This window comes from Enterococcus sp. 6D12_DIV0197, assembly GCF_002174385.1.
Taxonomy (GTDB): Bacteria; Bacillota; Bacilli; order Lactobacillales; family Enterococcaceae; genus Enterococcus_D; species Enterococcus_D casseliflavus.
Map to the genome: position 1 here is coordinate 560,588 of NZ_NIBN01000001.1, position 12,199 is coordinate 572,786.

Annotated in this window: 13 protein-coding genes and 1 riboswitch; of the genes, 5 read left to right on the plus strand and 8 right to left on the minus strand. The window is 43.1% G+C overall.

Annotation, left to right across the window (positions count from 1 at the left end):
* The first annotated feature begins 2 nt into the window (after positions 1–2).
* From A5867_RS02730 to A5867_RS02740, 3 genes are all read left to right on the plus strand, one after another.
* Complete coding sequence (locus A5867_RS02730; protein WP_005227190.1) at positions 3–572, plus strand: TetR/AcrR family transcriptional regulator; 570 nt, start codon at positions 3–5, stop codon at positions 570–572.
* 3 nt (positions 573–575) lie between these two features.
* Positions 576–1,034 (plus strand): low molecular weight protein-tyrosine-phosphatase, encoded by a 459-nt coding sequence (locus A5867_RS02735; RefSeq protein WP_005227191.1) that lies wholly within the window; start codon positions 576–578, stop codon positions 1,032–1,034.
* 108 nt (positions 1,035–1,142) lie between these two features.
* Positions 1,143–1,496 (plus strand): hypothetical protein, encoded by a 354-nt coding sequence (locus A5867_RS02740; protein WP_005227192.1) that lies wholly within the window; start codon positions 1,143–1,145, stop codon positions 1,494–1,496.
* Positions 1,497–1,559: 63 nt separating this feature from the next.
* On the opposite strand, the gene A5867_RS02745 is transcribed toward A5867_RS02740, so the two are convergent.
* The 6 genes from A5867_RS02745 to A5867_RS02775 all read right to left on the minus strand — a co-directional run bounded on the left by A5867_RS02745 (position 1,560) and on the right by A5867_RS02775 (position 8,535).
* Positions 1,560–1,919, minus strand: a complete 360-nt coding sequence (locus A5867_RS02745) for a DUF1801 domain-containing protein (protein WP_087626808.1) — start codon at positions 1,917–1,919, stop codon at positions 1,560–1,562.
* 360 nt (positions 1,920–2,279) lie between these two features.
* Positions 2,280–3,785 (minus strand): helix-turn-helix domain-containing protein, encoded by a 1,506-nt coding sequence (locus A5867_RS02750; RefSeq protein ID WP_005227194.1) that lies wholly within the window; start codon positions 3,783–3,785, stop codon positions 2,280–2,282.
* Positions 3,786–3,903: 118 nt separating this feature from the next.
* Positions 3,904–5,256 (minus strand): branched-chain amino acid transport system II carrier protein, encoded by a 1,353-nt coding sequence (gene brnQ, locus A5867_RS02755; RefSeq protein WP_086338985.1) that lies wholly within the window; start codon positions 5,254–5,256, stop codon positions 3,904–3,906.
* Positions 5,257–5,460: 204 nt separating this feature from the next.
* Positions 5,461–6,195, minus strand: a complete 735-nt coding sequence (locus A5867_RS02760; RefSeq protein ID WP_087626809.1) for an amino acid ABC transporter ATP-binding protein — start codon at positions 6,193–6,195, stop codon at positions 5,461–5,463.
* An 11-nt stretch (positions 6,196–6,206) separates the two neighbouring features.
* Positions 6,207–7,796, minus strand: a complete 1,590-nt coding sequence (locus tag A5867_RS02765) for an ABC transporter permease subunit (protein WP_087626810.1) — start codon at positions 7,794–7,796, stop codon at positions 6,207–6,209.
* A gap of 115 nt (positions 7,797–7,911) precedes the next feature.
* Positions 7,912–8,085: riboswitch (Lysine riboswitch) on the minus strand.
* A 147-nt stretch (positions 8,086–8,232) separates the two neighbouring features.
* Complete coding sequence (locus A5867_RS02775; protein ID WP_005227198.1) at positions 8,233–8,535, minus strand: hypothetical protein; 303 nt, start codon at positions 8,533–8,535, stop codon at positions 8,233–8,235.
* A 317-nt stretch (positions 8,536–8,852) separates the two neighbouring features.
* Between A5867_RS02775 and A5867_RS02780 the strand changes: the two genes are divergently transcribed.
* Together A5867_RS02780 and A5867_RS02785 are read left to right on the plus strand one after the other, a co-directional pair.
* Positions 8,853–9,770 carry an ABC transporter ATP-binding protein gene (locus A5867_RS02780; protein WP_087626811.1) on the plus strand — a complete coding sequence of 306 codons (918 nt, stop codon included), beginning with the start codon at positions 8,853–8,855 and terminating at the stop codon, positions 9,768–9,770.
* Between the two features lies 1 nt (position 9,771).
* Positions 9,772–10,533, plus strand: a complete 762-nt coding sequence (locus A5867_RS02785; RefSeq protein WP_170927487.1) for an ABC transporter permease — start codon at positions 9,772–9,774, stop codon at positions 10,531–10,533.
* A gap of 75 nt (positions 10,534–10,608) precedes the next feature.
* Here A5867_RS02785 and A5867_RS02790 read toward each other — a convergent pair whose 3' ends face one another.
* Both A5867_RS02790 and A5867_RS02795 read right to left on the minus strand, forming a co-directional pair.
* On the minus strand, positions 10,609–11,514 hold the full coding sequence (locus tag A5867_RS02790) for a HAMP domain-containing sensor histidine kinase (RefSeq protein WP_087626813.1): 906 nt from the start codon (positions 11,512–11,514) through the stop codon (positions 10,609–10,611).
* Positions 11,515–11,528: 14 nt separating this feature from the next.
* Positions 11,529–12,197: a response regulator transcription factor gene (locus tag A5867_RS02795; RefSeq protein WP_087628153.1), complete on the minus strand. Its 669-nt coding sequence runs from the start codon at positions 12,195–12,197 to the stop codon at positions 11,529–11,531.
* Between the last annotated feature and the right edge of the window lie 2 nt (positions 12,198–12,199).

Below are 12,199 nucleotides of genomic sequence, written 5' to 3' on the forward strand. Positions count from 1 at the left end.
CTATGATGGATGGGAAACAAACGAAGGCTGTGATTGGCCAGACATTGATTACCCTTTGTGAGACCAAAGAAGTGAATAAAATCAGCGTACAGGAGATCGCCGAAAAGGCGCAAGTCAATCGGCAGACGTTTTACTACCATTTTCCTGATAAAAAAGCTTTGATCCAATGGATCTATCGGCAAGATGCCCTGATTTTTTTGACGACAGAAGATGTCTCCCTTGATAACTGGGAAGAAGCCGCCTTGCGCATGCTGAAAGCAATGAAACAAGCGCCGGCCTTTTACCGAAAATCACTGGCTTATGACCGCGAAATCTTAATGAACGGATTTCTACAGATCACAGAACCGCTTTTTCAGCGCTTGTTCTTGGAGGTCGATCAAGAGCAGCAATTGACGAAACAAGACATTCTATTTTATAGCCGGTTCTTTTCCTACGGCTGCGGAGGCATTTTGGAAAATTGGATTCACAACGACTTTCCAGAGACCCCTTTAGAGATTGCAACGCAATTGTTTCGTTTGGCGAAGGATGTGGAATTTTTTGGCCACCAAATCTATGAAAAAGAGGAGCAGTGAGCGATGACGAAAGTTTTATTTGTTTGTTTAGGTAATATTTGCCGTTCCCCCATGGCAGAAGCTATTTATAAAGCAGAAATAGCAAAACGCAATTTGGATTGGCAGATCGATTCGGCAGCGACCAGCTCATGGGAAGTCGGACATTCTGCTCATCCCGGAACCAAAAAAAGATTGCGTCAAGCAGACTTATCGAGCGAGGGACTCATTTCACGGCAGATCACGGAAGCAGACTTTGCCAAATTTGACTGGATCATCGGTATGGATCAAAGCAATGTTGAAACACTTCAAGCGCTGGCACCTGCCGATACCAACGCAAAGATTCGTTCGTATTTGAGTGTTGTTCCTGGTAAAGAAAACGCGGAAGTACCAGATCCTTATTATACAGGAGATTTCGAAGAGACCTATCAACTGCTGCAAGAAGGAATTCCTTTTTGGCTAGAGGTTATTTCTTCTGAAAAATAAGGCGTGTTCGCTTGTATTTTACCAAAAATTTGCTAAAATAGAACCATGGAAATGCGAACGTATGTGTGGTTTTTATAAACTGCTGCAACGCGCAGAAAGGAATGTCCAATGGAAAAGAAACCATCGCCCATCAAACAATTGGGCAAACTCATTGTGATGACATCCACAACGTTGCTGGATACCTTTTTCAGTGATGATGCTGACAAGAAGAATCAGTCTGAAAAAGTCAAAGAAATCCAGCGAACGCTGCAAGAGGCAGCCGCTGCCAAGCACCTGGTCGTGCTGCAAGTAAAAACAGAGAAATTGGGTGGTTTTGAAACCGTTACCGGCTGGATCGTCGGCAAAACGGTAGCAAAAGAACAAGTTGTCTTGAAATTACAAAGCGACCGCCAGCAGCTGCGGATTATTCCCCTGCATCATGTGCTAAAAGTTAGCACCTTGAATACAAAACCTGGCTTGTAGACAAGCCTGTGCATAGCAAAAAAACCGCTGCGTCATTAGACACAGCGGTTTTTTTATTGCTGGTTAAGCGTGCTTGTTTTTGACTTCTGCGAGTCGCCAAGCGGTCATCACAGCGATCAGTTCGTAAGGGATCGGCTGTGCAAAAGGAAACTGAACCGCCCCTTTACTGGTTTTGTAGGGTTGTAGGTCTTCTTGGAAGGCCGTGATCGCAGAAGGCGTGGGATAAAAGCCAAGATGCTGTTTGGCGCAGGCAAAATGCACGATAGTTTCTCCCTGATGATAGGTAGGCATTTGATAACTGATTTTTTCAAACGCTTCAGGTAAAACGGCTTTGATGGTTTGACGGACCTTTTTTAAAGTCGCTTGTCGTTCTGCTGGAGCTGCTGCAATGTATTGGTCAACTGTCGTAATGGCTTTTGTCATAGGACACCTCCTGGCTTTAGTATACGGCAAACCCCGTAAGAAAAAAAGGAGCCTGTCAGTGGTTAGCTGACAGGCAAGGAGTAAAAATGAAAAGTGTTAGTTAGGGTTGTTTGTTGGGTTATGTATACTATACTGTTCAAATATGAATTTTTTGTGGAGAAAAGATTGGAAAGTGTTTAAGTTTGCTGGCTGCGAAAAGAAGCAAAAAAAGACCCGTCGGTGGGTGGCCGACGGGAAGGAGTTAAAAATGAAAAAGTGTTAGTTAGGGTTGTTTGTTGGTATACATAGAGTATACGAGATAAATATGAATATTTTGTGACAAATCTTTTCGGAAGTTCTTAAGAAACCGTAACGGTTTGATTACAGAGAAAGGTTCTTTTCATCAAAACGGTTTTTCAAGGTACGATACAAATCAATGTATTGCCGATCATCTGCCGCATAATCCCAAATATAACTCATTTTTTCTGGTTTGAGTTTTTTCATCAACTGATTGGAACTAACGATGACATCATAGTTTTCTTGCTGGTTTAGATCATAAGGTTCTGCTGCTACGAAGGTCAAGTCATGTAAGAATTGATTCAATCCTTGAACGACTAAGAAATTGTCTTCTAACGCAACCCCTACCCGTAAACGATTCGAATAACGGATTTGATCATAAAACGGCAGCAGGGCGTGGGTATACATCGTTGCCATCTGCTCTTGGTTTTCATCGTTGATATAGTCCACCGCGGATTCTTCGCGATAACTCGTTAAGAATTCATCGATTTTTTGCTGCAGCTGCTCTTCAGCAGACCCGCGATTGATCGATGGCGTCAGCAAGCGATAGATATTTGGAAACGGCTGACGGAAAACGTAGTTGCCGAAAGTCACATTGATTAAATTGCCCACGACCAATGGCTCATCTAACAGGCCAGGTTGTGAAGCAAAGAAGGTTGCTTTCATCTCTGCTAACAAGTCTGCGACTAATGGATAAACTGGGTTTTGTTTGCTTGAAAAGAATTGCAAGGTTTGTTGCAACGCTTCTTCTTCAGGACTCAAATAGAATGGGAAGATTTGCGCCATCAAGTAAATAAACCCTGATTCGCCTTTTAATTGTTTGTCTGTCATTGAAACTTCAGGATCAACGACTTGTGTCAAACGCTCAAAATCGAAATATGGATTATTTTTCATTAGGAAATTGTACCGCTTGTCGTATTTGGCAAAATTTCCTTTTTTGATTCGTAAAAGAATCAAGGCGGCGAAATACTTCAACTCTAATCGGCCAAGATAAGAATGAGTCATTGGGAAGTACTCCGTGAATCGATCCACCATTTTTTCTGTCTCACTCTCAGCGATCGCAAATGGCCATTCTATTCCACGAGTACCTAACCAAATGATATTGAATAGGGAGAGCCGCACAAGACGCTCATCGCCCACCAAGTTTGATTCAGTGTACGTAAAGCGAAGCTGAAATTGCTTCAAATGTTTTTTTAGATGTTCAAATTTGCGAGACACCGTTGAACGACTGACATCGTATTTTGCACAAAAATCCGTGATCGTAGGATGGTCTTCATTCAGCATGTAAAGAACATATAAGAACGGAACGCTTTTATTCAATAAATAGAAGCGGTATTCATCGATCGTTACCGCGATATTCTGAGGCTGTAATTTACCGCCACGACCGAGTATCGACATATGATCCGGAGTTAACTCAGTTAGATCTTGGTCGATCTCAGTCAACTCTATAAAAGCTTGTTGGTAGCTTAACTCCATTTCCTTTGCCAATTGTGCGATTGGGTGGCTAGGGTTTTGCAGAGTCAGCATACGCCGGAATATTTTAAATTTAATTAATGTTTGCGGGTCCATCATAAGTTCTTCATAAAACATAGGTATCCTCCTTTGTGGCTCTATTGTATCTTTTTTTTACGAAACTGTCAGTCTTTTTAATCAAAAAAATAGCCTACCCTTTAAAAAAAGGTAGGTTATTTTCATCTTTTTAACTAATTTAGGCTGAAACAGGGTCTTTTTTGAACCACGACCATAGCAAACCGATCAAAAATCCGATCGCAGCCGGTACGACCCACCCCATCCCGATTTGGAAGAAGGGCAGATATTCTGACGCAAAAGACAAGATTCCTTGCACGAAAGCGTTGTTGGTAATCAGTGCAGGACTTGCATTTAAACCGTCGATGATTGCAGCGATCAATGTGAAGTATGTCGTCATTCGATAGACACTGGCACGATGATGAAACAAGGGACTGATAATCGCCAACAAAATCAACGTGATCGCCAGTGGATAGATAAACATCAAGACTGGAATAGAAAACTCGATGATATTGGTCAAGCCGACATTGGCGAAGATCGCTGGCAAGATACTTGTCAAAGCGATAAAGAACCCGTAGCTTTGCTTGGGAAACAATCCAGCAAAGGTTTCGGAAAAAGCCGTGATCAAACCAATGGCAGTTTTTAAACAAGCGGAGATAACGATCAAAGCTAACAGCAGACTGCCGACAGTGCCAAGGTAATGGTTGGCGATTTGTGCTAAAGCGATCCCCCCGTTTTCGCTGATAGGAAATTGCCCTAGACTTTTGGTTCCCATATAAGAAAGTAAGGTATAGATGATCCCCATCAACACGATGCTGACAGAACCAGAAAGGATCGTATCTTTTGCGACCGTCGTAGGTTTTTCAACCCCCATATTGCGAATCGTCGAGACGATGATGATCCCGAAGGCTAAAGATGCCAGCGCATCAAGGGTATTGTAACCGTTGGTGAAACCAGTAAAGAAAGCATCGCTTTGATAGCTAGGATAGATCGGCGCATCGCTGATGGTTCCTAGAGGTTGCCAAAAAGCAAAAAACAGCAAAACGCCTAGTAAGACCAGAAATAATGGATTCAAAAATTTCCCTACATAATCTAAGATTTTGCTTGGTTTACGAGAAAACCACCAGGCAGCGCCAAAGAAGAGGGCAGAAAACAACGCCAATAACCAAGTTTGCATGTCAGATGAAACATGGGGAGCGATCCCGATCTCATAAGAAGTGGTAGCCAAACGGGGCAAAGCAAAGAACGGCCCGATCACTAAATAAAGCAAAATCGTAAAAATAAGTGCGTAGCGTCGATTGATTCGAGAAGCTAATTCAAAAACACCGCTGCTTTGGGAAACGCCAATAGCAATGACCCCTAAAAACGGCAAGCCGATTCCCGTTACTAAAAAGCCAAGGTTGGCTAAACCGACATTCGCACCAGCTTCTTGTCCCATGTGAACTGGGAAGATTAGATTTCCGGCACCAAAGAAAAGACCGAAAAGCATTGATCCAACATACATATAATCCTTAAACTGTAACTTTTTTTCCATAAATGAAAGCTCCTATAATTCCTTAGTTTTAAAAAAAATAACAAAGTTTCTAACAAATAGCAATGGTTTTTTGTGATTTTTTGATAAATTCTGACAATTGTCGTTTAGAGAATAAAAAAACACTTAGCATTGAATTCTTCCAAGCGTACTTAAAAAGGACGAAAAAGCTCGGAAGAAGACCGCTAAGTGTTTCAAGACAGAAAATTAATTCAACACACGGGAAAGGAATTCTTTGGTGCGCTGTTCTTTTGGATGAATAAAGATATCTTCAGGAGTCCCTTGTTCGGCAATGACACCTTGATCCATAAAGATGACCCGATCAGACACTTCTTTGGCAAAGCCCATTTCGTGGGTAACGATCACCATCGTCAAGCCAGTATGAGCTAACGTATTCATGGTCTTCAACACTTCACCGACCATTTCTGGATCCAGTGCAGAAGTCGGCTCATCAAACAACATGACATCTGGATTCATCGATAAGGCACGGGCAATGGCTACCCGTTGTTTTTGTCCGCCTGAAAGCTGGGAAGGCTTGGCGTTGGCATATTGAGCCATACCGACTTGCTCTAGATTTTCTTTGGCAGTCACTTCTGCTTCTTTGCGATCACGTTTCAAAACAGTGACTTGTCCCGTCACGCAGTTTTCTAATACATTCATATTGTTGAATAGGTTAAAGGATTGGAAAACCATTCCTAGATGCGTACGGTATTTCGGCAAGTCGTAGCCTTTTTCCAGCACATTTTCACCTAAGTAGATGATTTGCCCACTGGTTGGTTTTTCTAACAAGTTGATGCAGCGAAGAAGTGTGGATTTTCCTGAACCAGAAGAACCGATGATCGTGACAACTTCTCCTTTATTAACAGACAAACTGATGTCTTTTAAGACTTCGTTGTCGCCAAAACTCTTTTTTAAATGGTCAATTTCAATGATTGCTGACATGTTCTTCCTCCTTATTCGTTCGGGTTGATGTCTTCTAATTTGACATACGCACTGGGACCGTCCATTTTGCGTTCAACAAAGCGCAAGATCTGGGTGGCACTGATGGTCAAGACTAAGTAGATCACACCGATGATCGCAAATGTTTGGAAGTATTGGAAGTTCGTTCCAGCAGCTGATGTACCTTGGAAGAAGAGGTCCGCAACACTGATGACACTTAAGACGGCAGTATCTTTGATATTGATAATGATCTCATTTCCGGTAGCCGGTAAAATATTGCGCATTACTTGCGGCAACACGACTTTGATCATGGTTTGCCAATGGGTCATTCCGATGGCTTGAGCTGCTTCAAATTGACCGTCATCTACAGCAAAAATCCCTCCACGAACGATTTCAGACATGTAGGCACCCGTATTGATAGAAACGATCAGCACGGCTGCCAGCGTGCGATTCATGGAGACACCAAAGGCTAGAGCCGTTCCGTAGAAAATAACCATTGCCTGAACCATCATTGGGGTACCGCGGAAAACTTCGATATAGATGGTCAGCAGGCCGTTGACGATTCGTTGGAAGAAACGTCCTACTGGATTTTCTGAAAGCGGCAATGTCCGAAAGATACCGACTAAAAGACCGATGATCAATCCGATGATCGTTGAAAGGATCGCGATGAATAAGGTCAAGCCAGCGCCTCGTAAAAAGAGCATGCCGTAATCATCAATGATTTTTTTGAAATCAGCGATCAGGCCTTGATCCGCCGTTTCTCCGCTGGCATCTGCAGGCTGATCTAAGACTGCTTGATCCATCAGGGAAACCCGTTCTTCTTCAGAGATTCCTGCAAGGATCTCATTGACTTTTTCAACATCGGGATCGCCTTTGCGCATCCCGACTGCTACTTGGACGTCTTCTGGATTGGTTTCAAAACCAGCCCCTTCATCGAACTCGACCATCTTCAGATCAGGATTTGCCCCGACGGCAGTGACGCCTTCTGGTCGTTCGCTGACGTAGCCGTCAATGATGCCCGAAGCTAAAGCAACGCGCATGGAGGAGAAGTCCCGCATGGCTTGTTCTTTTTGGACCTCAGGGATTTGATCAATGACCGTATAATGGAAGGTATTCAGCTGAGCAGTGATTTTTGCCCCCGAAAGATCGGCGAGGCTTTTGGCATCGGCGAATGCCCCATCTTTACGTACTACGACCACCAAGTCGGATTCATAGTAAGGATCGGTAAAATCAATTTGCTCGCGGCGTTCGGCCGTTGGTGACATACCAGCGATGACGGCATCGATAGTCCCCGCCTGTAAAGCTGGCGGCAGACCGTCCCATTGGGTTTTAACGATCACTAATTCCTTGCCTAAACCTTCAGCGATTCGTTTGGCGATCTGGACATCGTAACCGCCGGCAAACGCAGAGCCTTCTTCCCCAGAAATCGGCACGGCACCATTGGTGTCCGTCGTTTGCGTCCAGTTGAAGGGGGCATAGCCTGCCTCCATACCGACACGGAATTGTTCCGCAGGCGTTTGGTCATCCGCTTGCACGGTTAGGGGCAGCTGAATGAGGGTTAGACAGAGGGCGAAGACCGCCCAGATCCAATTATTTTTTTTCATTTTATCTCTTTCCTTTCACGAGTTGGACAAGCAGGTAAGGATGAAAAAGCAAAAAAACAGCCGTACTCCATGATTGGAAAACGGCTGTTGACAGGTCATCGTCGACAAACCTTTCACAAAACATAGCGCAACTTAGACAAGCTAAGACAGTCCGCAAATTGTTCATTTGCGGCCCAACAAAATCGATGCAAGCAAAACCGATCTTGTTTCGGCGATGTTCCCTAGCTCTGCTGTAAACGTGTTGCTTCACTCAGCAGGATTAATGAACCTCGCGACCTCTACCTAAATGTTAAAGGGTACTCGTATTTAATTTGATTCTTCTCAGAGTTTAGAAGAAAAGCACCCAAATGTCAATTCTTTTTAACAAAAAAACGACCATTTCCCTATTTTTATCAAAGAGAAAGCGGATCGTTTTTACGAGTGTCTATTGGAACCCTTAAGCGACTTTCGCTTTTGGTTCACGGCCTAAAACAGCTTGGATGACTGTCAAGCCAAGCAATAAGCCAAGTGCTAGATAGATGAGGCTTGAGTATTGTGTAACGCCCCAATCTTGTCCTAAGGTACGGTAAACCACAAGGACGATGGCTTGAATGATTGCAGTGATGACATTTAAAAAGCCGAATGCCCATAAATTGCCATTTTCTTTACGTGCTAAATAGAAGATAGAGAAATATAAGCTGACTGCCAACCAACCGAAACTGATAATGATCATTGCCCAATAAATAATAGCTGCTACCAATGTATTTCACCTCACTTTGATTCGTGACTAGTTTACCACGTTTTTTGTTCCTTGTCATGAAGGAATCTCTTTCTTTGTGAGGCAAAAAACAAAGCGCAAAAGCAGTAATGAAAAGATCGTCTGCTACATTTGCTATTGGTGGGTTTGCTGAAAAAGGGATGATTTTTCTCACTAGGGCTATTTTCAGCTGTGTATAATAGAAATAAGTTGTTTTTTTGCAAAAAACTACGAGTTAAGAATCAATTAATAATTAGTTAATAGCTGATTTAGATCTGCTTGCTAGAATGATCACAGAAGCAAGCAAGGAGGAAGTAGAAATGGAAAATGTTCTTAAAATCAAAGGATTAAACAAGCGTTACGGCAAACAGCTGGCGCTGCATGATGTCGATCTAACGATCACCAAAGGAGATATTTATGGATTGGTAGGGAGAAATGGTGCTGGGAAGACGACCTTACTAAAAGCGATCGTGCAGTTGATCCAACCCACCAGTGGCAGTCTGCAATTGTTTGGTGTTGAAGGCGGCAAAGCATACATCCAGATGCTGAGACGGGTCGGTAATGTGATTGAGACTCCAGTCGCTTACGACCAATTGACGGCTGAACAAAATTTGAGCTATTATTGCAAAATCAGCGGGGTGGTGGAACCTGATGCCGTTAGTAAAGCACTGGCGTTTGTTGGTTTGACCAATGTCGGCAACAAGAAATACCGTGATTTTTCTTTAGGGATGAAACAAAAACTGGGCTTAGCGATTGCTTTGTTGAATCAGCCAGATTTTCTAATTTTAGATGAACCGATCAATGGCTTGGATCCTGTCGCGATCGTTGAATTTCGAGAGCTGCTTTTACGATTGAATCAAGAACGCGGCATGACGATTTTGATCTCCAGCCATATTTTAGAAGAGCTGTACTTAGTGGCTACACGCTTTGGGGTCATTAGTGAGGGGCGTCTGATCAAAGAGATGACCAAACACGAATTCGATCTGATGGCGAAACGGTTTATTCAATTAGAAGTCGATGATGTAGCCACAGCTAGCCGCTTACTGGACAGTCAACTGATTTCTGAATATAAAGTTGTCAGTGACCACAAGATCCACATCTACCAAGAAAATGTATTGATTCGTGATCTAATCCGTCAATTGGTTTATGAAGGGATCGCTATCGACCAGATTTCTTTTGAAGGGGAAAACCTAGAGTCGTATTTCAAAGAGTTAGTGACAAGTGAAGGGGGAAATTAAGATGTTGAATTTTATTCGGGCAGATTTGTATCGTTTATCTAAAAGTAAAAGTTTTTGGATCACAGAAGGAATTATTTTATTGTTGGTGATTTTAGCGGTTGTTTCAAATGGTGACGTGGGAGTCACCCTGGGAGATAGTACGCAAACCACAGGCAGCCTTGCCGAAATGACGGGCTTTCTTGCGATCCAGACCAGCCTGTCTTCCATGTTATTGTATTATTCACTGCCGTTAGTGATGCAAGTTTTAGGGAGTGAGTACACGAAAGGGACGATGAAGAATATCATTACCGTCGGTGTTTCTAAACCCGCCTATCTCTTTGGAAAATTCTTGGTGTATGCGTTGGTACTTGTCTTGCAAATTTTGGCTATTTGCTTAGTGAGCTTTGTTGCGGGAACGATCATTGGCGGTACCGGCTTTGAAGACATCTCTCAGCTAGAAAACTTAGTGTATTATTTCGCTGGCTTTGTATTGATCTTACTGGCTACCTCATCTTTTGCCTTGTTGGTGTTGTATTTGACCAAAAATACAGCAGTCAGCGTGTTGGCGACGATCTTTATTCCGATGGGCTTTGCGATTGCACGTTTTTCTTTGCCAACCTGGAAATTCTTAGAATACTTGGATTTCCAAGGCGGATTAGAGATGATGACTATGACCACTTTCAAAACGTGGGAAATGGTTCAACCAATTTTTGTTGGGAGTCTGATTAGTTTGTTGCTTTGTCTTTTGGCTGCACATCTGGTGTTTAAGAGACAAGAATTATAAAGAAAAGAAAAACGTCCAACAGGACCGACCGCAAAAGGTCAGACTGTTGGGCGTTTTTGTCCGTGTAGCCAGTGTTTAATGGGACTTAGCAGACTGCTGCCAAGCCAAAGTCAAACGAAACGTCTCTTCGGTTGTATCCAGTTGAATCTCGCCAGCTAATGCATGAGTCAATGCCGCGATGATATACAGACCAAGTCCAGCTTGCTGTTTGTGCCGTGAAAGGTCTTCCGTATAAAAGCGGTGAGTCAATTTTTCTGGATGCTGGATCGGTGTCCTCAGCTGATTTTCCTGTTGGAAAACGATGCGATCTCCTTGTTGTTTCAAGCGGATCGTTCCCGTTTCATTGCCATGTTCCAGCAGATTACCAAGGACATTTTGAAAAATACGCTGCCAACTTTTTTTATCTGAAATGATCATGATATTGGGTTGGATCGCCACCGTCAGTGATAAATGGTTTTCCTCAAAAGAAGGATAGAGCTGGAGCAGTTCCTCCTCCAGCAAACGAGAAAGATCGAATTCTTCTAAGGTCAAAGCCAGTTGATTGTCTTTGAGGCGCTGATAGGTCAATAACTGTTCCAGATGATTTTCGACTTTTTCTAGGTTACTGCTGACTTTTTCCAACAGCTGCAGCTGTTGGTTGTTGAGGGTCGTATCGGCTTGCAGCAGTTGTGTGTAGCCGCTGGCGACCGTTAAAGGTGTGCGCAAGTCGTGAGAGATATTTTGAATGGCTTGTTCCAATTGCTGGTTTTCTTGCAGCATTTGATAGTGTTGCTGCTTATTTTTTCTAAGTATCTGATTGTTTAACAAGGCGATCGCTTTTAAAACGGGCACTCGGGTCTGCAAATGGATCTCTTGATTTGTTTCGATTTCGCTGATTCTTGCTAATTGTTGGTGGTACTTTTTCAGATCATACAGTAAAAATAGCCAGTAACCGATCAATAAAGCAACGATCAAGGCAGCGAAAAACTGAAGTATATGCATGGGGTTCCTCCTTTTTAAGCTAGCTTGATGCCGATGCCCCAGACAGTATCGATATACGCTTCCTCTGGATCGAGTGTTTTGATTTTGCTGCGTAAATGGCTGATATGGACATTGATCGTGTTTTCTTCACCGTAATAGGGTTCTTGCCAAACAGCTTCATAGAGCATTTCTTTCGTATAAACTTTTTTGGGGTTGGCTAAGAGCAGGGAAAAAATCTCAAACTCCTTTTTCTTCAACTGAACCGTTGCTTCTCCTCGTTGCAGCTGAAACGAGTCAGGCAACAGTTGAATGTTTTTATACGAGAGGCTGCTGGCAACAGGAGGGGCTTGTTTATTTGTGCGTAACTGAACAATGATACGGGCTTTTAATTCTTCGACATTGAAGGGTTTGGTCAAGTAATCATTGGCACCCGCCAGCAAAAGGGTGGAAACATCGGCTGGTTCATCTAAGGCAGTCAAGATAATGACGGGGACCCTGGAGGTTTGGCGAATCTCTTGCAAGACTTGTGTCCCATCTTTACCAGGGAGCATTCGATCTAGCAAAATCAAGTCGAAAGCATCTTGCTGAAAAAGTAGCAGACCTTCCGTGCCTGAATAGGCTTGCTGGACAGTATAGTCAGCTGCTAAAATAGTAGCCAACATTTCGCTGATCTCATTGTTGTCTTCGATAATCAAAATTTTCATTT

Excerpts from the sequence above, each read along its gene's own strand:
- A5867_RS02730 (WP_005227190.1), top strand. The coding sequence starts at position 3 with ATGATGGATGGGAAACAAACGAAGGCTGTGATTGGCCAGACATTGATT.
- A5867_RS02745 (WP_087626808.1), bottom strand. The coding sequence starts at position 1,919 with ATGACAAAAGCCATTACGACAGTTGACCAATACATTGCAGCAGCTCCA.
- A5867_RS02740 (WP_005227192.1), top strand. The coding sequence starts at position 1,143 with ATGGAAAAGAAACCATCGCCCATCAAACAATTGGGCAAACTCATTGTG.
- A5867_RS02785 (WP_170927487.1), top strand. The coding sequence starts at position 9,772 with ATGTTGAATTTTATTCGGGCAGATTTGTATCGTTTATCTAAAAGTAAA.
- brnQ (WP_086338985.1), bottom strand. The coding sequence starts at position 5,256 with ATGGAAAAAAAGTTACAGTTTAAGGATTATATGTATGTTGGATCAATG.
- A5867_RS02760 (WP_087626809.1), bottom strand. The coding sequence starts at position 6,195 with ATGTCAGCAATCATTGAAATTGACCATTTAAAAAAGAGTTTTGGCGAC.
- A5867_RS02780 (WP_087626811.1), top strand. The coding sequence starts at position 8,853 with ATGGAAAATGTTCTTAAAATCAAAGGATTAAACAAGCGTTACGGCAAA.
- A5867_RS02735 (WP_005227191.1), top strand. The coding sequence starts at position 576 with ATGACGAAAGTTTTATTTGTTTGTTTAGGTAATATTTGCCGTTCCCCC.
- A5867_RS02795 (WP_087628153.1), bottom strand. The coding sequence starts at position 12,197 with ATGAAAATTTTGATTATCGAAGACAACAATGAGATCAGCGAAATGTTG.
- A5867_RS02790 (WP_087626813.1), bottom strand. The coding sequence starts at position 11,514 with ATGCATATACTTCAGTTTTTCGCTGCCTTGATCGTTGCTTTATTGATC.
- A5867_RS02765 (WP_087626810.1), bottom strand. The coding sequence starts at position 7,796 with ATGAAAAAAAATAATTGGATCTGGGCGGTCTTCGCCCTCTGTCTAACC.
- A5867_RS02750 (WP_005227194.1), bottom strand. The coding sequence starts at position 3,785 with ATGTTTTATGAAGAACTTATGATGGACCCGCAAACATTAATTAAATTT.